Source organism: Paenibacillus turicensis (assembly GCF_050461185.1).
GTDB classification, from domain to species: domain Bacteria; phylum Bacillota; class Bacilli; order Paenibacillales; family Paenibacillaceae; genus Fontibacillus; species Fontibacillus turicensis_A.
The window spans coordinates 91,477-115,837 of record NZ_JBCMOR010000010.1 but is presented as its reverse complement, the minus strand read 5'-3'; the positions used below and the strand labels follow the sequence as shown (position 1 = coordinate 115,837).

The 24,361-nt window shown below is 39.1% G+C and carries 21 protein-coding genes; 4 read left to right on the top strand and 17 right to left on the bottom strand.

The window, feature by feature from the left end; all coding sequences use genetic code 11:
* Nucleotides 1–3 precede the first annotated feature (3 nt).
* The 9 genes from ABE099_RS15735 to ABE099_RS15695 all read right to left on the bottom strand — a co-directional run bounded on the left by ABE099_RS15735 (nucleotide 4) and on the right by ABE099_RS15695 (nucleotide 11,327).
* Nucleotides 4–2,082 (bottom strand): HelD family protein, encoded by a 2,079-nt coding sequence (locus tag ABE099_RS15735; protein ID WP_430032077.1) that lies wholly within the window; start codon nucleotides 2,080–2,082, stop codon nucleotides 4–6.
* 181 nt (nucleotides 2,083–2,263) lie between these two features.
* Nucleotides 2,264–2,659, bottom strand: a complete 396-nt coding sequence (locus ABE099_RS15730; protein ID WP_430032065.1) for a hypothetical protein — start codon at nucleotides 2,657–2,659, stop codon at nucleotides 2,264–2,266.
* A 198-nt stretch (nucleotides 2,660–2,857) separates the two neighbouring features.
* On the bottom strand, nucleotides 2,858–3,601 hold the full coding sequence (locus tag ABE099_RS15725) for a tRNA threonylcarbamoyladenosine dehydratase (RefSeq protein WP_430032064.1): 744 nt from the start codon (nucleotides 3,599–3,601) through the stop codon (nucleotides 2,858–2,860).
* A gap of 33 nt (nucleotides 3,602–3,634) precedes the next feature.
* On the bottom strand, nucleotides 3,635–5,413 hold the full coding sequence (aspS, locus tag ABE099_RS15720) for an aspartate--tRNA ligase (protein ID WP_430032063.1): 1,779 nt from the start codon (nucleotides 5,411–5,413) through the stop codon (nucleotides 3,635–3,637).
* A gap of 276 nt (nucleotides 5,414–5,689) precedes the next feature.
* Nucleotides 5,690–6,943: a histidine--tRNA ligase gene (hisS, locus tag ABE099_RS15715; protein WP_430032062.1), complete on the bottom strand. Its 1,254-nt coding sequence runs from the start codon at nucleotides 6,941–6,943 to the stop codon at nucleotides 5,690–5,692.
* An 807-nt stretch (nucleotides 6,944–7,750) separates the two neighbouring features.
* A complete protein-coding gene (locus ABE099_RS15710) occupies nucleotides 7,751–8,200 on the bottom strand; it encodes a hypothetical protein (protein ID WP_430032061.1) in 450 nt (149 codons plus the stop codon).
* A gap of 77 nt (nucleotides 8,201–8,277) precedes the next feature.
* A complete protein-coding gene (locus tag ABE099_RS15705) occupies nucleotides 8,278–8,490 on the bottom strand; it encodes a hypothetical protein (protein WP_430032060.1) in 213 nt (70 codons plus the stop codon).
* A 131-nt stretch (nucleotides 8,491–8,621) separates the two neighbouring features.
* On the bottom strand, nucleotides 8,622–9,068 hold the full coding sequence (dtd, locus tag ABE099_RS15700; RefSeq protein ID WP_430032076.1) for a D-aminoacyl-tRNA deacylase: 447 nt from the start codon (nucleotides 9,066–9,068) through the stop codon (nucleotides 8,622–8,624).
* Between the two features lie 90 nt (nucleotides 9,069–9,158).
* The gene (locus ABE099_RS15695; RefSeq protein WP_430032059.1) at nucleotides 9,159–11,327 is read right to left on the bottom strand and encodes a RelA/SpoT family protein; all 2,169 of its coding nucleotides are present in this window, start codon (nucleotides 11,325–11,327) and stop codon (nucleotides 9,159–9,161) included.
* A 274-nt stretch (nucleotides 11,328–11,601) separates the two neighbouring features.
* Between ABE099_RS15695 and uraA the strand changes: the two genes are divergently transcribed.
* Nucleotides 11,602–12,900: a uracil permease gene (gene uraA, locus ABE099_RS15690; RefSeq protein WP_430032058.1), complete on the top strand. Its 1,299-nt coding sequence runs from the start codon at nucleotides 11,602–11,604 to the stop codon at nucleotides 12,898–12,900.
* A 274-nt stretch (nucleotides 12,901–13,174) separates the two neighbouring features.
* On the opposite strand, the gene ABE099_RS15685 is transcribed toward uraA, so the two are convergent.
* The 6 genes from ABE099_RS15685 to ABE099_RS15660 all read right to left on the bottom strand — a co-directional run bounded on the left by ABE099_RS15685 (nucleotide 13,175) and on the right by ABE099_RS15660 (nucleotide 19,897).
* Nucleotides 13,175–13,687, bottom strand: a complete 513-nt coding sequence (locus tag ABE099_RS15685) for an adenine phosphoribosyltransferase (protein WP_430032057.1) — start codon at nucleotides 13,685–13,687, stop codon at nucleotides 13,175–13,177.
* Nucleotides 13,688–13,771: 84 nt separating this feature from the next.
* Nucleotides 13,772–16,168 carry a single-stranded-DNA-specific exonuclease RecJ gene (gene recJ / locus ABE099_RS15680; RefSeq protein WP_430032056.1) on the bottom strand — a complete coding sequence of 799 codons (2,397 nt, stop codon included), beginning with the start codon at nucleotides 16,166–16,168 and terminating at the stop codon, nucleotides 13,772–13,774.
* A gap of 74 nt (nucleotides 16,169–16,242) precedes the next feature.
* Nucleotides 16,243–17,178 (bottom strand): cation diffusion facilitator family transporter, encoded by a 936-nt coding sequence (locus ABE099_RS15675; protein ID WP_430032055.1) that lies wholly within the window; start codon nucleotides 17,176–17,178, stop codon nucleotides 16,243–16,245.
* A gap of 89 nt (nucleotides 17,179–17,267) precedes the next feature.
* Nucleotides 17,268–18,182, bottom strand: coding sequence for a protein translocase subunit SecF (secF, locus tag ABE099_RS15670; protein ID WP_430032054.1), 915 nt, complete (start codon nucleotides 18,180–18,182; stop codon nucleotides 17,268–17,270).
* On the bottom strand, nucleotides 18,172–19,428 hold the full coding sequence (gene secD, locus ABE099_RS15665) for a protein translocase subunit SecD (protein ID WP_430032053.1): 1,257 nt from the start codon (nucleotides 19,426–19,428) through the stop codon (nucleotides 18,172–18,174). The genes secF and secD overlap by 11 nt, the downstream gene beginning before the upstream one ends.
* A 214-nt stretch (nucleotides 19,429–19,642) precedes the next feature.
* A complete protein-coding gene (locus tag ABE099_RS15660) occupies nucleotides 19,643–19,897 on the bottom strand; it encodes a post-transcriptional regulator (RefSeq protein WP_210088565.1) in 255 nt (84 codons plus the stop codon).
* Between the two features lie 170 nt (nucleotides 19,898–20,067).
* Between ABE099_RS15660 and spoVB the strand changes: the two genes are divergently transcribed.
* Nucleotides 20,068–21,687: a stage V sporulation protein B gene (spoVB, locus tag ABE099_RS15655; protein ID WP_430032052.1), complete on the top strand. Its 1,620-nt coding sequence runs from the start codon at nucleotides 20,068–20,070 to the stop codon at nucleotides 21,685–21,687.
* Between the two features lie 120 nt (nucleotides 21,688–21,807).
* Here the strand turns inward: spoVB and ABE099_RS15650 are convergent, their stop codons facing one another.
* On the bottom strand, nucleotides 21,808–22,521 hold the full coding sequence (locus tag ABE099_RS15650; RefSeq protein WP_430032051.1) for a DUF421 domain-containing protein: 714 nt from the start codon (nucleotides 22,519–22,521) through the stop codon (nucleotides 21,808–21,810).
* A 139-nt stretch (nucleotides 22,522–22,660) separates the two neighbouring features.
* Between ABE099_RS15650 and ABE099_RS15645 the strand changes: the two genes are divergently transcribed.
* Nucleotides 22,661–23,053, top strand: a complete 393-nt coding sequence (locus ABE099_RS15645; protein WP_430032050.1) for a TIGR04086 family membrane protein — start codon at nucleotides 22,661–22,663, stop codon at nucleotides 23,051–23,053.
* A gap of 74 nt (nucleotides 23,054–23,127) precedes the next feature.
* Nucleotides 23,128–23,952 (top strand): phosphatase PAP2 family protein, encoded by an 825-nt coding sequence (locus ABE099_RS15640; RefSeq protein ID WP_430032049.1) that lies wholly within the window; start codon nucleotides 23,128–23,130, stop codon nucleotides 23,950–23,952.
* Nucleotides 23,953–24,041: 89 nt separating this feature from the next.
* Here the strand turns inward: ABE099_RS15640 and yajC are convergent, their stop codons facing one another.
* Entirely contained in the window at nucleotides 24,042–24,347 is a 306-nt protein-coding gene (gene yajC / locus ABE099_RS15635) for a preprotein translocase subunit YajC (RefSeq protein WP_430032075.1), read from the bottom strand.
* Nucleotides 24,348–24,361: the final 14 nt, after the last annotated feature.

The following is a 24,361-nucleotide window of genomic DNA, read 5'->3' as shown; positions in this document are numbered from 1 at the left end:
TTTCTAGCTTACGGCAGGAATATGAACATAGCTTGGTACTTGTTCCCCATGTAATATCCACAACTCATGAAGTGCACGCGTGCAACCAACGTATAGGAGCTTCGCATCCTGCTCACTATAATGTGCTGTATCTACATCGGTTACAATTACAGCATCAAACTCCAAGCCTTTAGATAAATAAACCGGCAAGACAGAAATGCCTCCACGATATTCACCACGGTCCCCATCAATCAAGTTAACCTCAATTCCAGCGTCAATGAGAAATGAATATAAGCTTCTTGCTTCTGCTAAAGTTCTTGTTAAAATTGCGGCAGTACGATAGTCACCTGACATTAACTGCTGAAGGTTTGCTAACACTTGGGCTTGGACAGCCTCCACCTCGATGGGCTTTAATAAGACAGGATTCCCACTACGGAAAACTGGAATGGCAAGTAAATCGGTTTTCACCCCTGATTGTAAAATATGATTTCCATAATCAATAATTTCCATGGTGGAGCGATAGCTACGTTTCAAGGCAAAATAAGAGGTTTCGTCTGGCTGAAATAAGCTACTCATTTCCTCCCACGACTGTATCCCTTTATAGTAATGAATCCCTTGCGAAAGATCACCAAGAATTGTAAAGGAATGTCCCTTCACAAATTGATCCAAGACCGCGATTTGAAACGGAGAAAAGTCCTGTGCTTCATCGATAACGATATGGTCAAAGGTTTGGGCACTTGTTATTTCATTTAGCTTTGTATACAAATGAAGCATTGGCGCAAGGTCTTCTTCCTTAATGACGTTCACTTTTAGATTCCCTTGCGTTTGCTTCCAAATTTCTGCTGGGATTGCTGATTTTAGCTGCGGTAAGCCAAGCTTAACTCCCTTTTTCATCCCAAATAACTCCTGATAGATCGCTAATGGGGTAAGCTCTGCCCATTTTTTAGCATATGCCTTCTCACGTTGCTGTGCTTTTTTCTTGTGCTCTTTAAGTTGATTCGCAGACATCGATTTTTTAAGCTCCATCTCAATCCAGCGGTGAATACGCGCTAACACACGCTCCTTACGTTTAGCAATAGGGTAATGACGATACTCGCCTTCAAACCAAGCTACGATATCCTCATAGCTCAGCATCACACCCTCCCAAGGCTCAAAGGAAAGCTTAGGTACACATAATGTATCTAGAGACGCGATAGCTTCTTCAATTAGATTTTTAAAATGTATTGAACCTTTAAATCGTCCTGATAGTTGCTTATCATCACGTTCATGCTTAACATCCACCGTCTGTTGATCAAACCAGTTCGTCCATACCGAGGAATCATCTACTGCCACCTCATCCAGCTCAAGCAATTGTGAGGCCCAATCCATAAATGTACCTTGACCGATATCACCAACACCCAGTTCAGGTAAAACCTCAGAAATATAATCAATAAACATCATATTTGGTGCAAAAATCATCATTTTTTCAGCTGACATCTGTTCCTTATATTGATATAGCAAAAAGGCTAGCCGGTGAAGCGCTACTGTTGTTTTCCCGCTTCCCGCTACACCTTGAATTATTAGGGCTGCATTACGTGGTCCACGAATAATTAAATCCTGCTCCGCTTGAATCGTCGATACAATATCACGTAAGCGATTATCCTTATTTTCCCCTAAACGATATACCAAAAACTCATCAGATACTGCAGGCGCCTCACTGTCTCGGTTAAAGGTGTCTGCAATACGCTCCAATTCACCTTTACGCACAATAATGTTACGCTTTAAGTGAACTGAACCGTTTATTTCACCCTCTGGAGCTTCGTAACTAGCCACGTCTCCCCCTGTAAACGAATAAAATAAGCTAGCCAGTGGAGCACGCCAATCTAACACTAATGGCTGGTTGCTCTGAGGATCATTTACGCCTCTTTTTCCGATATAATAAGGATGCAAGCCTTCACGATCTGTTTCAAAATCTAATCGTCCAAAATAAGGCTCCTTGGCTGATAGCTCTAGCTGCTTCATCTGCTGCTGTCGCATATCCTCCAACACTTGCTGGGTGAAATCTGAGCCCGTATATTCGGGTATGCTTCGTAATGAAGATAGCTGTGTATCCATCATCTCCATCGTCTGCGTAAGCTTCTCTTTTTCTTCTTGATAGGCACTTTGAAAATCCGCCACTTTCAGTTACCTCCTAAGGTTTATTCCTTCCATATACGTACAGTATAAAAGCAAAAGGAACTCCATTATACACCTTGGGTTTACTGAGCGCAAAGCATTTTAATTAGAAAATAAAAGTGTTGAATACTTAGTCACTTATAAGCCATGTTTTAGCAATCTCTGGATCATCATAATATTGAATTGGGACCGAAAATGAATAGTTCTGTTTTTTTACCATTTGACGAAAACGTCGCTTATCCCAGAAGGAAAACCCTACTATTGCAATTTTTTTCGAGTGATTTTGTAAATAAATCATGTTCTCGAGAAACTTGTTTAAGACAGGATCCGTCAACTTTGTTTTGTAAAAATCAACCCATATATTTAGCAAATGGTTTTGACTTGATATAAATTTCTCTTCTTCTTTCATTAATTTAAACAGTAACTCTGCATTATCGTAAAAGCTTCCATATTTCAAGCAATGTAATTCCCCACCTTTGTAATAGTAAGGAAATAAAGAGCCCCCTGGTGATTTCATACTAGACATCGTACGTCCCCTCCTTAAAAACTATATATTGCAAATAATTCGCCACTTAATTTACGATCCCTTTTGCTAGTCCAGTCCTTAACCTTAGTAATTTGAATTGATCAAATAAAAAACCGCTTATGAAAAACTGAGTGCTTTCGTTAGAATTTATCTAACTGCTAAGTCAGTTTACCTCATAAGCGGTTTTATGTTCTTTTATTATTTCTTAGCCAACAAATCACGTACAGCTACACTTGTCATAATCAAACCAACCGTAGGCGGAACAAAGGATATGCTCGCTGGCGGTTGCTTCGCCTTACGAATCGCCGGTGCATTTGGAGATACAATTTTCTCAGTTACATCCACTCTAGGCTTAACAGGCTTTTCAGTAGAGAAAACGACCTGCACCCCTTTTTTAACGCCGAGGTCCCTTAGCTTCCCACGAATGACTCGTGCCATTGGGTCCATATGGGTTTTAGAAATGTCTGCGACCTCAAATTTAGTAGGGTCCATCCGATTTGCCGCACCCATACTTGAAATCATCGGAATTCCACGCTTGCGACATTCCATAATGAGATGCACCTTGTAAATAATGGTGTCTGATGCGTCTAAAACATAATCAAGATCGTATTGAAACAACTGCTCATACGTTTCTTCGGTATAAAACATATTAAGCGCAATCGTTTCACACTCTGGGTTAATTAGCTTTACGCGTTCACACATTAAGTCGGTTTTCTTTTGTCCCACTGTAGAGGTTAGCGCATGAATTTGACGATTCACATTTGTAATGTCCACTACATCTTTATCAATTAAAATAATACGGCCTACCCCTGCACGAGCGAGGGATTCAACCGCGATTGAACCCACACCGCCAATGCCAAGCACTGCCACAGTACTATTTTTTAAAGTTTCAAGACCTTCTTGCCCAATGGCAAGCTCTGTTCGTGAAAATTGATTCAGCATTTCGAGGTAACTCCTCCTCTATATTATGAGGGATTAATTTTTAACTGGCTCTGTTTTTTTAGCTACTTTGATATGAAGCTGCTCTAATTGACCTTTATCCACTTCAGATGGTGCATTCATAAGTAAGTCTGTTGCACTCGCTGTTTTAGGGAATGCAATCGTTTCGCGCAAGTTAGTTACACCTGCTAATAACATCACTAAACGATCCAAACCAAACGCCATACCACCATGTGGAGGTGTACCATATTCAAAAGCATCTAGCAAATAGCCAAATTTGTCTTGTGCTTCTTCAGGAGACAAACCAATCGCCGCGAACATTTTTTCCTGCACATCACGTTTGTAAATACGCATAGAACCACCACCAACCTCATACCCGTTCAACACGAGGTCATAAGCTTGTGCAAGAATTTGTCCTGGATCAGTATCAAACAATGCTGCATCTTCGTCACGAGGGCGAGTAAATGGATGGTGCAGTGCAACATAACGTTTTTGATCCTCATCCCACTCGAGCAATGGGAAATCAACAACCCACGCAAATTTAAATTCATTTTCGTTAATTAAGCCAAGCTGACGTCCAATTTTAAGACGCAAATTACCAAGTACATCCGCCACTACTTTTTTGTTATCTGCGGAGAACAAGAGCAAGTCGCCTTCCTCTGCGCCAGTACGTTCTTTTAATGCTGCGATTTCCTCTTCGTTAAAGAACTTCACGATTGGACCACGGAATTCGCCTTCCTTCACTTGAATCCAAGCCAAACCTTTAGCGCCATAACGAGCAGCAAATGGACCTAAGTCATCAATTTCCTTACGGCTCCATGTTCCACAGCCTTTAGCGTTCAATACCTTGACTTCTCCACCTTTTTCGATGACAGAAGCAAATACTTTAACACCACTTGTTGCTACGATATCGTTTACTTCAATAAGCTCTAAGCCAAAACGTAAATCTGGTTTATCTGAACCATATTTGTTCATTGCTTCTGCATACGTTAAGCGTTGGAATGGTACTGAAACTTCAATGCCTTTTGTTTCTTTAAAGACACGAGACACTAATTGCTCCATCATGGACAACAATTCATCTTGGGTTAAGAAGGAAGTTTCAATGTCCACTTGTGTAAATTCAGGCTGGCGGTCTGCGCGTAAATCCTCATCACGGAAGCAACGTGCGATTTGATAATAACGTTCAATTCCACTTACCATAAGCAACTGCTTATACAATTGTGGAGATTGTGGAAGTGCAAAAAATTCGCCTTCATGCACACGACTTGGTACTAAGTAGTCACGCGCACCTTCTGGGGAGCTTTTTGTTAAAATTGGTGTTTCAACATCAATAAAACCTTGCTCATCTAAGAAATCGCGGAACACTTTAGACGCTTTAGAGCGAAGAGCCAATGTACGTTGCATTTCAGGACGACGTAAATCTAAATAACGATATTTTAAACGTAAAGATTCATCTACCTCAATGCCATCCTCAATGAAAAATGGAGGTGTTTTCGCTGCATTTAATACATCGATTTCGGTAACACGAACTTCAAGCTCACCCGTAGGTAAGTTTTTATTGACCGTTTCTGCATCACGCTTTACGACTTCACCTTTTACCGCGATTACATATTCACTACGAACTTTATCTGCGATCTCAAGCGCATCACCAGAATAAGCAGGGTTAAAAACAACCTGCACTAAGCCACTACGATCACGCAAATCGATAAACAATACCCCACCTAAATCACGGCGAGTTTGTACCCATCCATTTAATACTACAGTTTGTCCAATATGTTCGGCAGTAATTGTACCGCAACTATGACTTCGTTTCATGTGATTCGCTCCTTAATATATGTTTGGTTTCTAGGCTCTATTTAAAACTTAGCACTTGACAATGACTGGAGGGTGGTAGCTACGATCCAGAGAGTTCTTGCGATTGTTGTTAAAATCATATTCCTTTTATTGAAGTAATTTTATGGATGGAATTTGATTTTAAGAGACAACCTTCAGAATCTCTCTGTCTCTTCGCTATTTTGGGTTTACTGTCAAGCACTAATTTCAAGATCGAGCCGGTTTTTTAGCTCAATAAAATCAAAACCTGGCACCTGCTTATTTTTGTTGTCCTAACTCCTGAACAAGCTCAGCTAATTTAACCGTACGTTGTTCCCCTGTCTCCATTGCTTTTAGTGCAATTTCACCACGGCTTAGCTCATCATCCCCAAGAATAGCAGTGAATTTAGCCTTCATGCGGTCAGCTGACTTCATTTGTGCCTTCATTTTTCTACCTAAATAATCACGATCCGCTGAAAAACCGGCCTGACGAAGCTTAAACAGCTGATTATTTACTTCCGCTTCCGCAGCTTCACCTAGTGCAATGAGGTATATATCTAACGGTTGCTCATTGGTAGCAGCTACCTGTTGTTTTTCCAAAATTAGCGCAATACGCTCCAAGCCAAGTCCAAAACCAATCCCAGGCTGCTCAGGTCCGCCAATTTCACTCACTAAGCCGTTATAGCGACCACCACCACCAACGGTAGCTACATTGCCTGTTTCGTTTGCTTTATATTCAAATGCAGTAAACGTATAGTAATCTAGTCCTCTTACCAAGCGAGAATTAATGACATATTCTACACCCATGCTGTTTAACAATGACTTCACTTTTTCAAAATGTGTGCTGCTTTCTTCATCCAAGCTATCCAAAATAGATGGGGCATCCGTGAACTTATCTTGATCTACTTTACAATCAAGAACACGAAGTGGATTACGCTCAATCCGAGCTTGGCAATCCTTACACAATGTTTCTTTAATAGGATTAAGGAAACCTAACAGCTTCTCACGATATACAGCACGACTAGAAGGGTTACCTACAGAGTTTAGTTCTACCTTTACCCCTTCCAAGCCTAGATCACGGCAATATTGGTAGCCTAGTGCAATCACTTCAGCATCAAGGCTAGCATCTGTTGCACCAATCGCCTCTACGCCAAACTGATGGAATTGACGTTGACGACCTGCTTGAGGTTGCTCATAACGAAACATTGGTCCCATATAATAAAGCTTCGTAATATCGGGATCACCATATAGCTTGTTCTCCACATAAGCACGAACAACACCAGCGGTGCCTTCTGGCCTTAGGGTCATACTCCGATCGCCTTTGTCCAGAAAGGTATACATTTCCTTTTCGACAATATCTGTCGTCTCCCCAACGCCTCTAGCAAACAACGAGGTTTGCTCAAAAATTGGAGTGCGAATTTCGCGATAATTAAAACGACGACATAAATCTCTTGCTTTTTCCTCAATAAACTGCCATTTTTCCACAACCCCTGGCAATAAATCCTGAGTCCCTTTTGGTTTTTGAAAATCCATAACAAGACCCTCCCTTTGTAGTCTAAGTGTAGCTTTTTAGTGTTAGAGTTTAATAAAATTTAGCAACAAAAAAACTCCCGCCTCTGTCAACTTGCAACAGGGACGAGAGATTATTTAATGGAATCACCCGTGGTACCACCCACATTCCGAACTAGCCTATTCAGAAATTTAGAGTCACGTCCTGAGACTGTGTATGCCCTAAAATCTAATATCACTTGTTCGCTCATATACGGTTAACGCCCGTTTACGCCTAATCTCTACTAAGTACATCACATGTATCATCGCTATCGCCCAATATAGGAAAATAGTTAACACATATTACACCTTTCGTTATCAGGTTCTCGGAGAGGTCTTTCATTCAATCATCACCAGAATCCTTCCAGCCAAGGGATTCATCTCTGTGGATGTGGGGTTGAATTACTTTTTCCCGTCATCGAATTTTACTCATAATCAGTTCATTAGTACATCATAATCTTACTTAGCATCATAACTATATTGCTTGATTGTATATGAAGCTCTGTAGTAAAGTCAAGCACTAAAGAGTAAACTGCTTATAATTTTAATCTAAACCTGAAACTTCAAAGTATATAGTATCCTTCCCACTTACACATTGTCCATGTATTAAAAACATCACTTCTTAAATTTGGACAGAAAAAAACCTGTCACCAACGGGGTGCAGGTCCAAAGGTAATATATTAAAAGGGGGTCATGTGTTTATTATAGCCAAGCAATGTTAAAGCAACATGAATGTAATATTACAGTTATATTACAAAATTAGTTTTTAACACAATTTTTTTCGTTATAGAACTATAACGATTCCACATATGCACCTAATGTTCTTAGCTTAGAGATAACTTCATCATACTGCTCGTCTTTCGCTTTTGCACTTAACACATAACGTAGTGAAGACAAATCGCCTTCATCATTCATGATCTCACCTGGCAGACTAGAATCTGTAACTCCATCTTTAGCTTCTTCGTTACTTGAGGCATTATTATCATCATTATTGATTACAAAAGGAACCGTACCCTGCGTTGAGGTTGTACCTGCAAAACCACTAGAAGGTATCATACCTCCTGAAGCTGTAGAATTTGAATTTTGTATTGGAGCAAACGGAACTAACAAATCGGAGTTACGTCCAATGCCTTTCTCTAGCTTCCCCACCTCAAGCTGTTCAAGCCCATATGGAATTAAGCTACTTCTAGCACCTTCAGCTTGATCTTCACTAGTAAAATAAGCCTGAATATGTTTAGACATAGATATCTCTCCTTTGCAGTTATAAAATCATAAAATTACTATGCTTGTTATTACCCAAAAGGAGTGGCTTTATAACTTTAGTGCAAAATCGGCGAATAGGAATGATCCGTTGTTTTAGAATACATACTTGTTGGACGTAGAGAAAATAAGACAGAAGGCTTAACATCCGAAGCCATTAACAGCATCTCTTCTCCCGCCGTCATTGTCCCCAGTATGCAAGCCTCCTGCAAGGTTGAAATATCATGTAAAGAGGACAGGTTCATCCATTGTGACTGTATAGCACGACGCATAGCTAATCATCCTTTAGACATCGATTTGATCATAGATCACTATTAGCCATGTCCTCTTTGTTTGTAGATTATACTGAATATCTTTCAGTTTTAAATAGTTACCTTTAGCACGATTTAGAGCTGTGTATACTTTAATTTGCTTTCGTATCCAATACTAAGGTGACAGGACCATCATTCACAAGCGAAACATCCATATCCGCTCCAAAAACTCCTGTTTCTACAGCAAGTCCCTTTTCTCTCAGCAAATTATTGAAATGCTCATACAAAGGCTCTGCATGATCCGGTTTCGCCGCAGCCATAAAATTAGGACGTTTGCCCTTACGACAATCGCCATACAATGTAAATTGAGAAATAGATAAAATAGCACCTCCGCAGTCCAGCACACTAAGGTTCATCTTGCCTTCATCATCGCTAAAAATGCGTAAGCCAGAAATTTTCTCTGCTAAATATTGAGCATCCTGTAATGTGTCATCATGGGTGATGCCTACTAGCAAAACAAGCCCCTGCTGAATACTGCCAACAACCTCATCATTTACAATGACCTGTGCTTGCTTACTACGTTGCACAACGATTTTCATAATCTCACCTAAACTTGCGCCTTTCTTCTCCCATAATCCATATTGCATCTTGCATAATTATCTTCATTCGTCCATTTTCAAAATTTCGCTTTATTGCATAATCCGGTGAACGGTATAAACATCCTTCACTCGTTTAATTTTTTCAACTACAGCATGTAAATGCTCTGTATTACGAATTAAAATCGTCATATGCACTAATGCCATTTTATTTTTATCTGAACGACCAGACACTGCTGACATATTTGTTTTACTTTCAGAAACAGCCTGTAACACCTCATTTAAGAAGTTGCGGCGATCATGGCCCGTAATTTCAATATCTACACTATAATTAGCTTCGACTGCATTTTCCCATTCCACTTCGATGACACGTGCTGCCTCTTCCCCATCATTAGCTGTAGGTATATTAGGACAGTCACTCCGATGGACAGAAACCCCACGTCCACGCGTAATATAACCAATAATATCGTCACCAGGCACAGGATTACAACATCGTGCAAAGCGAACAAGCAAGTTGTCAATCCCTTTTACAACTACCCCATTGGTAGGTCCTTTGCGATGTAGTGGTGCGGGCTTAACTTCCTTCACTTCATTGGTCAATTCAATATAAGAGGCCTCATCTTGCTCTTTGCGTAGCTTCTCGGTCAGCTTCGTTACAATTTGTGCCGCAGTAATTCCACTAAAACCAACCGCTGATAACATATCGTCAACGTCATTAAAGGAATACTTCTTTGCTGCCTCCAGCAATTTATCATCTGACATATAGCCTGATGGCTCGATCCCCATACGTTTTAACTCACGTTCAATTGCTTCATAACCTTTTTCAATGTTCTCTTCCCGTTTTTCTTTTTTAAACCATTGTTTAATTTTACTGCGTGCATGGGAAGACTGAGCGATCTTGATCCAATCCTGACTTGGTCCATACGAATGTTTGGAGGTCAAAATTTCAACAATATCACCCGTTTTAAGTCGATGATCTAGCGGGACAATCCGCCCATTCACTTTCGCTCCAATCGTACGATTTCCGACCTCTGTATGAATACGATAAGCAAAATCTAAAGGTACAGAGCCTGTTGGCAGCTCTACAACCTCACCAGAAGGGGTAAATACAAAGACTAAATCAGAGAAAAAGTCCATTTTGAGTGATTCTACAAATTCGTGAGCATCTTTCGCTTCATGCTGTAGCTCTAATATTTCTCTAAAAAATGTAATTTTATTGTTAGGGGCTTCAATGCCTTCTTTATATGCCCAGTGTGCCGCAATCCCGTATTCTGCCGTTCGGTGCATTTCTCTTGTTCGAATCTGCACCTCTGTAGGTTCACCTGTAGGTCCTACGACAGTCGTATGCAAGGATTGATACATGTTTGCCTTTGGCATTGCAATATAGTCCTTAAAGCGTCCAGGCATAGGCTTCCATAAGGTATGAATAATTCCAAGTGTGGCGTAACAATCCTTTATATTGTCAACGATGACGCGAATCGCAAGCAAATCATAAATTTCATTAAATTGCTTGTTTTTTGTTGTCATTTTTTTATAAACACTATAAATATGCTTCGGTCTGCCTGATAGGTCTGCTTCAACACCCATTTCCTCAAGCTTCTCCGTAATTTTAGAAATAACAGTCTCGATAAATTCCTCACGTTCTGCACGCTTTTTACGCATTAAATTCGCAATACGATAATATTGTTGAGGGTTTAAATAACGTAATGAAATGTCTTCCATTTCCCATTTAATCGCTGAAATACCAAGACGATCAGCAATCGGACAAAAAATTTCTAATGTCTCATATGCAATTCGACGTTGGCTTTCCTCAGACTGATATTTTAACGTTCTCATGTTGTGCAGACGGTCAGCAAGCTTAATAACGATAACACGTATATCTTGTGCCATCGCAATAAACATTTTCCGATAGTTTTCATTTTGCTGCTCTTCTTTGGAACGGAACTTAATACGCTCTAACTTAGTTAAACCATCCACTAATAGCGCACATTCACTCCCGAATTGGGTCTCAATCTCCTCTAAGGAAACTGTAGTATCTTCAACGACATCATGAAGTAGAGCAGCAATGATGGATAACACATCCATTTGCATACTCACTACAATATCTGCTACTGCCAAAGGGTGTAATATATATTGTTCACCTGATTTACGAAGTTGGCCTAGATGTGCACGATCCGCAAACTCATATGCCCTTTGAATACGATCCAGATCCTCTTCTTTTATATAGGTGGACGCCTTATCAAGTAATCGCTTAATGCCCATTGAATACGTTTCGTTTCCTTTCTGTCAGCTTAGCCGTTTTTAGATTTCCTATAATTATGACTCTTACGCTCTTTTACGTCAACTATTTGCTGTATTGCAACTCCTATTTCCAAAAAATTTTCATTAATTTAATAAATTAACTACTAAATTTCTATGGATTGTCAAAAATATACCTAACATGACACATTTTTATGTTGTAAATTGTCTCAAATATCTTTAAGCTATTAAAGGAGTTTTTAACCGTCAGTTAATATAGATAGAGGGAGTGACACTTTTGCAACGTGAAATTCAAGTTAATCAAAAGGTGGCAATTGCACCTGGTTTCCTGCTAAGCCTACAGCATTTATTTGCAATGTTCGGCAGCACTGTACTTGTGCCTAACCTTTTTGGGGTAGATCCTGCGACGATCTTGCTCATGAACGGGATTGGGACCTTACTTTACATTTTAGTATGTAAGGGTAAAATTCCTGCATACTTAGGCTCAAGCTTTGCATTCATATCTCCTGTTATGGCTGTTCTAACCAATCATAAGGATGCGGGTAATGGATATTCCCTTGCACTTGGCGCATTTATTGTAACAGGAGTTATCTTCCTCTTAGTTGCATTACTAGTCAAATATGCAGGTACTCGTTGGATAGACGTTGTCTTCCCTCCTGCCGCTATGGGCGCTATTGTTGCCCTAATCGGACTTGAGTTAATCCCTGTAGCCTCAGGAATGGCAGGTTTGACACCTAAAAATCCAGGTGATGCGACTTGGGTAGCTAATCCAACCACGATTACAATTTCTTTGGTAACCTTAGGAGTAACCCTTCTCGGTGCGGTTTTATTTCGCGGATTCCCTAAAATCATTCATATTTTGATCGGAATTGTTGTTGGTTATGGACTTGCTGGGTATTTGGGTGAGGTTAAAGTAGCAAGCATAAGCAACGCACAATGGTTATCTATGCCAACGATAACAACACCTCAATGGGATGTATCTGCAATCCTTACTATCATTCCAGCTGCACTTGTTGTCATTGTCGAGCATATTGGTCACTTACTTGTCACAAGTAACATTGTAGGTAAAGATTTAGCTAAAGACCCTGGGTTACACCGTTCCTTAATGGGAAATGGGATTTCTACGATTTTCTCTGGCTTTCTAGGTTCTACCCCAAACACAACCTATGGAGAAAATATTGGAGTTATGGCGTTAACTAAAGTTTATTCCATCTTTGTTATTGGGGGAGCGGCGGTAATTGCCATCGTGTTATCCTTCTTTGGTAAATTCTCGGCGACAATTTCAGCAATTCCTGAACCTGTAATGGGTGGAGTTTCATTGTTATTGTTTGGTGTAATTGCAGCATCAGGACTTCGTATTTTAGTTGAACAAAAGGTAGATTACTCTAAAGCAACAAACCTGCTGCTTACAAGCACGATTTTAGTAATAGGCTTAAGCGGAACGAAGCTTACTATGGGTAGTGTTGAGCTTAAAGGAATGGCACTTGCAACTGTGGTTGGTATTTTGCTTAGTCTATTGTTTAAGCTCATTGAGGTACTTGGCTTGTCTAATGATAAGGAAGAGGCTTCACATTAATACAACCTAAAAAAGGCTTTGAAGCTAACCATGCTTCGAAGCCTTTTTATTTTAAATTTTTGAAGGTCAATCTGCTTTAGGAAATCAGTGTTTTGACAGCCTACTTCCAGCTAGCGAAGAGACAGAGGGATTCTGAAGATCGTCTTTAAAACTAGATTGTATCTACAATTTTTTAGTTGTAAGAATCTAGTTTTAACAACGATTGTAAGAACGCTCTGGAACGTAGCCTCTAGCCCCCTTAGGTGTCAATTACTGATTAACTAAAGCCTCCAAATTAGTATGTCATCAAAGTGTAGACATCGATATCTTTAAGCTTGTCACGACCATGTAATTCAGCTAATTCAATCATAAATGCCGTCCCAATCACGTTACCACCAAGCTTTTGAACTAATTCAATGGAGCTACAAATCGTGCCACCTGTTGCTAATAAATCGTCAGCAATCAATACGTTTTGTCCAGGCTTGATCGCATCTGTATGCATGGACAATGTATCTTGTCCATATTCAAGACCATAACTAACATCAATGGTGGTAAAAGGAAGTTTTCCCTTTTTACGAATCGGTACAAATCCGACCCCTAAAGCATAAGCAAGTGGTGCACCTACAACAAATCCTCGTGCCTCCGGACCAGCGATAAGATCAATTTTAAGATGGGAAATCATATCCTTAATTTCATTAATCGCCATGCGATATTTTTCGCCATCATTTAGCAAGGTAGTAATATCTTTAAAACTAATACCTGGTTGCGGAAAATCTGGCACGACACGAATATGCTGTTTAAAATCCATAAATATATTCCTCCTAAATAGTTGCAAAAATCAATATGTCAACAATATAGTCAGGCACTATTTTTCGTAAAGAACCCAATCTAATTAAGCATATTTTTGCTTTAACATCCAATCTCGAATACGAGCAACCTCACCATTTACCATAAGTTGCTCAACTTCAGCTAATTGCTGAAGGCGAATAAAATGTGTAGATGTTTCTAATGCACGTTTTGATGGAGCGGGATTAAGCCTTATCTCACCTTGCTCCCAAGTAATAAACTCTAACTCCTTAAATACTTCCAATGCCATACTTAACATGCGTCTAGATAACCCAGTTTTTTTACTGATATAAGGCAACAGTTCATTTTCAGAAGTAGTGCTCACAGACCTTATCATCGCGTACAGCTCTTTAAAATGTTCTCTAGTTGGTGAAATGACCTGTTCTTCAGGTTTATGAACATCATGCAACAAATAAATACGCTCTAAGCTACTTAGCTTCCCTTGTATATAATGCCATGTTTTTGCCCCAGTTGGAAGATGCATTATAAATATTGTTGTCACTTCTGCTAAGCTCATCCCTTTTGCGATGTCATTGCTTGGCAAAAGTCCTTCCTTCTCATCATAAATCCATAAAGAATAATTATGCAATTGGTTTTCTCTAAATAGGTTTTGAAATCCCGCTTGTACAAACACAGCATTTTTAGCAGAAGCATTTACACCACTAGCCTCCAGCTTTTCAGCAAGTTGTTCAAGCTTGAGATGTGCTGATTTTGTATGACGGTAATCAAAGACCTGAACATGGGGAACTGCAATATCCTGAATAAATAGCTGAGGTTTACGCTTCCCATTCCATTCATTAATACTAACTTCAACAACTAAATCAAGCGTTGCATCCTCAGATAATAAATAGGTAAGATTTCCTTTATTAAAGGCAATTGCTTCAATTGTACACCCTTGCTGAGAAATGAGTAGCTTTAGATGCTTATTATCTTTTCCCAACTGACGGCTTTCTAATAACTTAGCCCCACGTATTAGCAGTTTAGGGCAAGGATTATTCATCCCAAATGGAGCAAGCTCCTCCATGTGCTCGATTGTCTCTATCGTTAAATCAGACACATTACATGCCATATCTACCTGCATTGCAGGTGTAAAATGAGCAGGAGTTAATATATTTTGAGCATAGCTGTTAAGCTGCTGTTCAAACTGCTCTAGCTGGGCTACTGCAAGCGACATCCCAGCAGCCGCTGGATGACCACCATAATGATCCATAAGCTCACTGCAAGCCGTCAATGCCTGATAAATATCGAAATCAGCAATTGAGCGAGCAGAACCTTTACATAAACCAGTTTCAGGGTCTATTCCAAGTACAATAACAGGTCGATAATAACGATCAAGTAGCTTAGAAGCGACAATCCCAACAACGCCAACATTCCAATTTTCCCCTGCAACAACAATAATATCAGGAATACCAGCCTGTGCTGCTTTCTCTTCTACCTGTGCTACGGCCTCTATCAAAATTTCCTCGACTAACAGTTGTCGTTGTTTGTTTAAAACATCTAGTTCCTCGGCAATGGTCTCTGCTTGCTCTATATCAGCGGCAGTCAAAAGTTCTACTGCTCTACTAGCATGACTCATTCTTCCACTTGCATTAATTCGCGGAGCCAGTCCAAAACCAACCTGCACTGCATTTACTATGTTTTGCTGATTTCCAGATATCATGAGTAAAGCACGAATACCAGGAAAACTTGATGCATTCATTAACTTTAAACCATAGGTTACTAAAATTCGGTTTTCATCTCTTAATGGCATTAAATCAGCAATCGTTCCAATTGTGACGAGCTCAATCCATGCTTGTGGTGTATGTTCCCCTAATAAGGCTTGTGCTAGCTTATAAGCTACACCTACTCCTGCGAGCCCTTTAAAGGGATAGTTACAATACTCTAGCTTTGGATTAATTAGCGTGTAAGCATTAGGGAGCACAGCAGGTGGCTCATGATGATCAGTCACAATCACATCAATCCCTAACGAGTTTGCATATTCAATTTGCTCTACTGCACTAATTCCTGTATCCACCGTCACGATTAAAGTATAACCTTGCTCATGAAACTTCTGAATTGCATGAATATGTAATCCATAACCTTCCTTTGAACGATGAGGGATATAATAGTCGAAGTCCGCTCCTAATTTACGCATGAGATGAATCATTAGTGAAGTTGATGATACTCCATCTGCATCATAATCACCATAAATCAATATTTTTTCCTTTTCCAGTAAAGCTTGCTTAATTCGGTCAACAGCCTCACGGACTCCACTCATAAGAAATGGATCATGTAATTCAGTTAAGCCTCCGTATAAAAAGCTTTTAGCCTGATCAAAATCTGTAAACCCCCGCTGATATAACAATGTACCCACAACATGTGGTACATTTAACTGATTAGCTAAGAAAAAAGCTTGCTGCTCATCTATGGAGCCAACTTCCCAATTATATTTAGGATGAAGCAACTACGCACACCTTCCTTCATACTGGAGCCATTTGCATCATAATAGATTACGCTATGACTGTCATTTTTCTCTGATCACTGAATTAGTGTGGGCATATCCGCATCTGAATCCTCATGGTTACTTTTATAAGGATAACCTAATGCATACGGTACAATCTCAACATTAACCTCACTAATATGTGAAAAACGATGTAACAAGAGCACTCTAGCACGATTTGCAATTTCCTGTGCCTCAAGCACTGTAATCCTTGGGTTTACACTAATTTTTACTTTGACAAAAATATAATGTCCCTGCTCCTGAGCGATGAGCTCATCTACCAATATAACACCATGTACACGTTGAACAGTTTCAATTAATGGCATTACATTTTCTACAGGTTCATTTATAAGTTCAGGTACATAAATTGCAGTAACTAATAATCGATAAGCACGCCAAAATAACAAGCAGGCTACAACTATAGCAGCTAAAGCATCCAAATAAAGTAAAGCAAAAATATCCGTTGCTTGACCAAGCATGGAGCCAAAAACACCTAGCAATACAAAAATAGAAGTATACAAGGAATAGCGGTGATTCTCAATACACTTTTGCATGTTTTCTTTGTTCTGCTTCTGTTGCCGATACTGATATTGAAATACAACTTCCTTTAGCGCAATGGACAGTACAACCGCAAGTCCCGCAATATAACCTGGGGCTTCAATTTCCTCTCCCATAATTGTTGTAACTGCGGTCATAATCATCCATAATCCACCAACAATAAATATGGAACAAAAAATGACTGCAATAAGTGGATCTATTGCTTCCTTAGTACGGTATCTAAGCATTTGTTTGGATGGAGCTTTAAGCTTTAATTTCTCCGCTACAGCAGCCAGTGCATCTGAGGCTGAATATAGTGCACCTGATAGCAACGTAAGACTGTTGAATCCGAGTCCAATTACGCCTTTAAACAGGGCTAACACGATGTCACTTACAATTCCAGACCAAGCAGATGAGTCATGTTGTTCGCGGTTCATAATAACCCTCCCCAAAAAAATAATGCTATAAAAGCGATAGGGCCGCATCCCAATCGACGCGGCCCTATCCTGCCAATCTACCTACCTAACTAAACAGTCGCTTTGGACGGTTTGCCGGATTTATTATTTTGTTTACTTTTAAATAAGAACCACAATGGACTCGCGATAAAGATTGTGGAATATGCACCATATAAAATCCCAATCGTCATAGCAAGTGAGAACATACGAATAGATTCTCCACCAAGGAAGAAGAGTAACAATGCGGCAATAAATACAGTTAATGCTGTATACAAGGAACGCATTATTGTCTGGGAAATACTATGGTTTACTAACTCTATCAAATCTTGACGAGTCTTAATTTTAGCAAAACGCAGGTTTTCACGAATACGGTCAAAGATAACGATTGTATCATTAATAGAATAACCAATAATCGTTAGAACCGCGATAATAAATGTTAAATCAACTTCCCAACGGAAGAGGGAGAAAAGAGCTACGACAATAAATGCATCGTGTAACAACGCAATAACAGCCGCTAGTGCAAATCTCCATTCAAAACGAATACTTACGTATATGATAATCCCGATACAAGAAATGAGAACGGCTTTAATTGCATTTGCCGCTAATTCCTTAGCCATTTCAGTATCTACTGTATTCACTTCGAAGGAAGCACCTGGATCTAGCTTATTAATTTCCTCTTTTAACTTATGATCATTATCAGGACTTAGCACTTCAGTAAAACGAATGTTTAAGCGATTATTTCCCTCGCTATATTCAACACCACGAGTCAATCCTAACTTTTCAACGATCGGCTTTACATCATTTGCAGAAAGCTCCTTTGTTAAGGAAATATCTACATTAGATCCAGCCTTAAAGTCAACACCATAATTCAAACCAAAAAATCCGAGACATAAACCACCTAAAATCGTTAAAATGATCGATATTGTAAAGAAATAGCGACTAAGGTGTACATAGTTTAAAACATTTAATTTCTTCTTAAAGTTCACTGATTTCACTCTCCTTTACCCCGAAATATTTCGGTTTAAGCAACTTGCCTGATTTCAGCAAGAGGTTCAGCAAGAAGCGTGAGAAGTAAACATTCGTCAAAATACTTAACAGAATTTCAACGATCAATACAAGTGCAAAGCCTTTAACCGCACCTGTACCATATGCAAACATAACTGCGGCTACGATAATGGTTGTAATATTAGAGTCCAAAATCGTACGAAGTGAATGCTTGCTACCGGACTTCACCGCAGACAATACGCTTTTCCCACTTTGCAATTCTTCACGAATACGTTCACTTGAAATAATATTGGCATCAACAGCCATACCAATCCCCAGTATAAGAGCTCCGATCCCCGGCAAGGTTAGCGTAAAATCAGCCAATACAAACACGGCAATCAATAGCCAAGTATGAACAATAAGTGCAAATGCTGCAAACAAACCAGGAATATGGTACATAAACGTCATAAAAATGATAATTAAAACAGTTGCAATTAAACCTGCTTCAATCGTAGAAGTCAAAGATTGTTGACCTAGTGTAGCACCAACGCTTTGCGAATATTTTTCAGTTAGCTTAAGTGGCAATGCCCCTAAGTTAATGTTATCACGGAGCTGTTTAGCTTCTTCTACTGTGTATTTGCCAGAAATAGAAGCATTACCATCTGACAACACGGCTCTAACTACTGGATTAGACAACATATTTTCATCAAGGAAAATAGCAAGTTCTTGGCCTAACAATCGTTCAGTAATTTGCTCAAACTTTTTAGCGTCTTTGAGCTTAATTGCAATGACTGGTTGCTTTAATGAGTCATATTCAACCTTAGCTCCGCCCTCAACAAAGTCAGTCCCAATCAACTCAATTTTGTTATATTGGTTTGGTTCCTTCTCTGTTCCATCTTTACTACGGAACGTAAGTGTCATCGGCTCTTTCATTTTCTCACGAACTGCCGCTTCATCCGTTACACCTGCTAACTTCAAGCGAATACGGTTCGTTCCTTCTGTTGTTACTTCCGGTTCACTTGTTCCAAGTGCATCGGCACGTTTCTCCAAGCTTTGTGCAGTTTGAACTAATGATTCCTTCGTTACTTTTGCCCCTTGTTCAAATGGTGTGGCTTCATACAAAATTTCAAATCCGCCCTTTAAATCAAGACCAAGATGTACATTTCGCAATAAACCTGGGGTTGTCCACACCATAATTCCAGTTGTAACTAATACAACGACTATGAATGCGATGATTCTTTTTTTCATCCCGTACTTCGTACCCCTTTCAAATTCTCAATATTCCTATTATAGCCATGTCAGAAAAGACCGTCAATTTATCAAAAGTTGGCGTTTTTGTGTACTTTTAGACAAAGTCTAAAACAGCCTCACCATCACTTGGAGGGAGAAGCTGAATTCTGTCGATAAATATATACGAATTTTCAGTTATAAATTAAATGTATTACGTCTGTTCCGTACATGGTTATATAGGGTCCCCTCTATACATAGAGAGAGTTAAATAGTTCATAAACTGAGTTGCTTTGAGTGATAAAATATCATTCACAAGCTGGTGTGTTCTAGGTAATTGTTGTTTTTTGTATTTAGAGGACACACAATTCCATATGTCTTCCGCAGTAACATGCTCATACCCAATGAGGTGAAATTCCTCCGCCTTGCTCTGGCATAAACCTAAAATGGCTTTGTCGAATTCTTCGTTGGTAATCATTTCATCTGACATGGTTATATGCCCCCTCTTCACTCACCTATAATACAATTCTACCTTAAAAAAATAATTCCTGCTATGCACAGATTCATAAATTGAGTTCTAGGATCATGTCATGAATTTGGACAGGTCCCGCATATCTATAAATAAAAGTATCCTGTCCTGTTGAAAAGAGGGAAAAATGCGTGAATAAACAAACATTTATACAAGGTGCTATGATTTTAATGGTCGCAGGGGTAATTAATCGTATATTAGGATTTCTTCCTCGAATTTTATTACCAAGAATTATTGGAGATGAAGGCGTGGGGCTATATCAGCTTGGGTATCCTTTCTTCCTAGTCATCGTCACGATCATATCTGGTGGGATACCACTCGCAGTTGCAAAGCTAGTTGCCGAAGCAGAATCTCAAGGTGATACGAAAAAGTCGTCTGCGATCCTTCGCAACAGCTTGATTCTTACTTGTGGTGTGGGTGCTTTATTCACTATATTAAGCATCGTATTTGCACCTTGGGTCAGTAATCATATTTTAACAGATCCTAGGGTGTACCAGACATTTTTAGCGATGAGTCCGATGATCGTCATTGTCGCAGCATCTTCCGTGTATCGAGGGTACTTTCAGGGCAAGCAGGATATGATTCCATCAGCATTATCTTCTACGCTAGAAACGATTGCAAGAATCATTTGTGGATTATGTTTTTCTTATCTCATGTTACCTATGGGACTTGCCTATGGAGCGGCAGGCGCAATGTTAGGGGTCGTGGCGGGTGAAGCTGTCGGATTTGCCGTATTGTTGTGGCAATATTCTAAAATGCGGAGACGTGAAGGTAAAAAATCTGCTAAAGCTGGCTTAGACCCAGAGGAAGCCGGGCTGGTAGAACCTTTACAACCAACACAACAAGTGAAGCCTGAGAATGCAGGCTTTATTTCATCAATAAAATCATTACTGACGATTGCCATTCCAGTTACAGCAGGTAGGCTAGTAGGCTCATTATCTTATTTGCTTGAATCCATCACAACAGCTCAAGCCTTAGCAATTGCAGGGGTTGCCACTGCCGTAGCTACTGCCCAATATGGTGCACTACAAGGCATGATTATCCCACTCATTTTGTTGCCAGGTGCTCTGACAGCATCGCTAGCTACTTCTCTTGTTCCCTCATTATCAGAAGCAAAAGCGAAAGGAGACGAAAAGACGATACACCTACGTCTTCATCAGTCACTTCGACTTGCATTACTCACAGGTGCACCTTTTGCGGCAATTATGTATGTAATTGCTGAGCCGTTATGTCTAGTCATTTTTAATCATGCTGATATTGCAGGTATGTTAAGGCTGATTGCTCCCTTTGCCATTTTTATATATGCTCAGCCACCATTGCAAGCCGCACTACAGGCACTTGATCAGCCTGGACGTGCTTTAATTAACACGTTAATTGGAGCGATAATAAAAATTGTGCTCATTTTCTATTTAGCTGTAAATCCAAGCTTTGGCATTTATGGTGCTGTCATAGCGATTGCTGCAAATATGATTATCGTTACCTTACTTCACAGCTATAGCATTGCACGCAAAATTCATTATCATGTCCCATTTTTAGATATTATTAAAATCGTGAGTGCCATGTTTATTATGGGTGCAGCAGGAAAATTTATTTATGAGCAAGTTGTCGCAGGTGCTTCAGCTGTATCCCAAATCGTTGTGGTATCTGGGGGCTCTGCCATTATATATTTAATTTTACTACTTTTACTCGGTATGCTTGATATTCATGATATTAAAAGAATCCCGTTTATTAAAAAGAGGTTTAATCATTAACTTTTCATGCTAATTGAACGGAAATGAAATATCGGCTCTTTTAGCCGAAATATCTATAACTAAAAAAAGTGGCAACCATCAAACAGTTAGCCACTTTTTATTTTGATTGGTCTTAAAAATTCAAAGCTTTGGATCCTTTAGATTAACATAAATATCGCCTTTATAATCTAAGGTACAGAAAAAAACTTCTTTAAAATCTAAAATCCCTTTGGATTGAAGCTGTTGTTTTAGCCAAAACCTCGTTTGTCCAATATCCTCCAAATTTTCATCCTGCACAGCTCCATCCATAATTAACGGAATTGGCAAGGCACTGTATTTTATCTTTGACAATAAGTAGCGATTTCCATTTGTTTTTTTAAAATTTTTACCAGGCTTTTTGTCAGGCTTAGGTAATACACTTAATTGTCCACTTGTTTCTAAAACAGCAAACTCAACGTCATTAATACTCCCGATATTTTGGGAACGTAGCTGCATAAGCAAATCATCCAAATTATACCGTTGTTTTTTCATCTCATGCTGGTTAATTTCTCCATGCTTAATAATGACACTTGGTTTGCCATCAACAAAAACTCTTAGCTTACGACTATATAAGGAGAGCTGAGAAAGTGAGATTTGAACAACAACAAGTACAATGATTGGGATAAACCCCTCATAAAGCGGACGAGATAAATCATCAATTACAAATACCCCAATTTCCGCAATCATAATGGAAATAACTAAATCAAAAATGGATAATTCTCCAATCTCTCTTTTCCCCATAATTCTCATGGAAGCAAAGACAGTAAAGTACATTAAAAGGGTACGAATCACATGGTTCAAAATATGTGCTGTCATCGTAGACCTCCACTTGCTAAGTATTTGGCTAGTACAATTTTTATATTGTGACCTGTTTTCAAAATATTATGAGACATGCTGTAATAACTAGCTACCTCGCACCATAAAATGAAGTATTACAATGATTGGAGGACATGTTATGCAACTTATTCGCCGATTTGCTTCATTCCGCCTAGAACACCCTATACTTTCTGGACTATGGTATGCCTTTTTATGGATGATGATGGGGGCACTTGTATTATCGTTGCTTCTGCAATGGGACATACTTGAAGAAATTAGTTTGCCTAATTTCACTTATATTATTCATGCCATTTCTCTTTTGATTGGTGGGATCGTGGCAGGTAAACGCTCATCACGTAAAGGCTGGTATCAAGGTGCTGTTACAGGTTTTATGTATGGCATACTTTTGATGCTGACAAGCTTTCTTGCACTAGACAGCTCCATTACATGGTCTGATCTAACATTACTATTGCCAACGATGTGTATCAGTGCTTTTGGCGGAATGATTGGGGTCAATTTAAGTAAAAAATAATAAATGAATTTCTGTTTATTGTCCTCCTGTGGTAAACTATAGTCTTGAGATGGGAGACACAAGGAGGTTTCATATTGGTTATATTTCAATCCATGCCAATGATTTCAATGGTCACTACTTTTGTGACACTGATTCTCATATGGATAAGCACATTAAAAAATCCGTTTAAAGCTTTTTGGGCATTAGGCAAGCAATTTATTGCTTCTCGTAAATTTTTATTTCTCGTTATTGCAATGATTGGTGTACTTCTTATTAATAGCTGGGAACTGCAATGGGAACAGGCGATGGATTACAACGTAGATTTTACGCCACTCATATATAATCTTGAAGGTCATTTTATTCAAAACTTTCAACAACTATTTCATTCACAATGGCTTAACATTATATGTGCTATTTTTTATGTTATCGTTTTTCAAGGTTTAATTATTGCTTCACTTGCGGTTTATGCCTCAGATAACAACAAAATTTCAATGTATGCAACTTGTTGTACTGTAATGATTAACTATATGGTTGCAATTCCTTTTTATTTGTTTGTTCCTGTTCATGAAGTATGGTCATATGCGCCATCAGGTTCAATATTTTATATGCTTGAGGTATTTCCTAAATTTAACGAGGTTTATCGTCAATTTTCTGGTATTGACAACTGCTTTCCAAGTCTACATACCTCAATTTCAGTCTCTATGGCTATTTTAGGCTTTCGTTCTGGGAATAAGATATGGAAAATAATTACGATGATCTCTGCAGTTATTATCATGTTCTCAACGCTTTATTTTGCAATTCATTGGGTAAGCGATATGGTGGCAGGCTTAATTTTAGCTAGTGTTGCTACAACGTTAGGAACAAGATGGGCGACACGAATTCATCAGGGTAAGGCCATCTCTCCTTCTTTATCGCAATAATAAATATTTGGACTTAATCGCACATAAAAAAGCCACCTTCGGAATGAAAAAACTTTCATCCAGAAGGTGGCTTTTTTCGTTACATATTTTTAGCTGATATTAATCGCGTGACTAATTGCACTACGCTCAAAAGTAAGTTTAGTTACATCGTTAACAAGTAGTACAACCGTCTCATTAGTGATTTCTAGGATTGTACCATGTAAACCACCAATAGTTACAATCTTATCACCCTTTTTTAACGTACTAAGCATTTGAGTTCTTGATTGTTGTTTTTTCTTTTGTGGACGAATCAACACAAAATAAAATACCCCAAACATAAATGCAAATGATAGAACCATAGTAATCAAGCTACTAGATCCACCTGGTTGTGCTGCTGCAAACTGAAACATGAATATCCCTCCAAATTATA

Bases quoted from the DNA above. Each gene is read 5' to 3' on its own strand.
- ABE099_RS15685 (WP_430032057.1), bottom strand. From the start codon at position 13,687: ATGGATTTTAAACAGCATATTCGTGTCGTGCCAGATTTTCCGCAACCA.
- ABE099_RS15660 (WP_210088565.1), bottom strand. From the start codon at position 19,897: ATGTCAGATGAAATGATTACCAACGAAGAATTCGACAAAGCCATTTTA.
- dtd (WP_430032076.1), bottom strand. From the start codon at position 9,068: ATGAAAATCGTTGTGCAACGTAGTAAGCAAGCACAGGTCATTGTAAAT.
- ABE099_RS15705 (WP_430032060.1), bottom strand. From the start codon at position 8,490: ATGCGTCGTGCTATACAGTCACAATGGATGAACCTGTCCTCTTTACAT.
- secD (WP_430032053.1), bottom strand. From the start codon at position 19,428: ATGAAAAAAAGAATCATCGCATTCATAGTCGTTGTATTAGTTACAACT.
- hisS (WP_430032062.1), bottom strand. From the start codon at position 6,943: ATGGATTTTCAAAAACCAAAAGGGACTCAGGATTTATTGCCAGGGGTT.
- ABE099_RS15735 (WP_430032077.1), bottom strand. From the start codon at position 2,082: ATGGAGATGATGGATACACAGCTATCTTCATTACGAAGCATACCCGAA.
- ABE099_RS15675 (WP_430032055.1), bottom strand. From the start codon at position 17,178: ATGAACCGCGAACAACATGACTCATCTGCTTGGTCTGGAATTGTAAGT.
- ABE099_RS15725 (WP_430032064.1), bottom strand. From the start codon at position 3,601: ATGCTGAATCAATTTTCACGAACAGAGCTTGCCATTGGGCAAGAAGGT.
- ABE099_RS15645 (WP_430032050.1), top strand. From the start codon at position 22,661: ATGCAACTTATTCGCCGATTTGCTTCATTCCGCCTAGAACACCCTATA.
- ABE099_RS15650 (WP_430032051.1), bottom strand. From the start codon at position 22,521: ATGACAGCACATATTTTGAACCATGTGATTCGTACCCTTTTAATGTAC.
- ABE099_RS15710 (WP_430032061.1), bottom strand. From the start codon at position 8,200: ATGTCTAAACATATTCAGGCTTATTTTACTAGTGAAGATCAAGCTGAA.
- ABE099_RS15695 (WP_430032059.1), bottom strand. From the start codon at position 11,327: ATGGGCATTAAGCGATTACTTGATAAGGCGTCCACCTATATAAAAGAA.
- ABE099_RS15730 (WP_430032065.1), bottom strand. From the start codon at position 2,659: ATGTCTAGTATGAAATCACCAGGGGGCTCTTTATTTCCTTACTATTAC.
- aspS (WP_430032063.1), bottom strand. From the start codon at position 5,413: ATGAAACGAAGTCATAGTTGCGGTACAATTACTGCCGAACATATTGGA.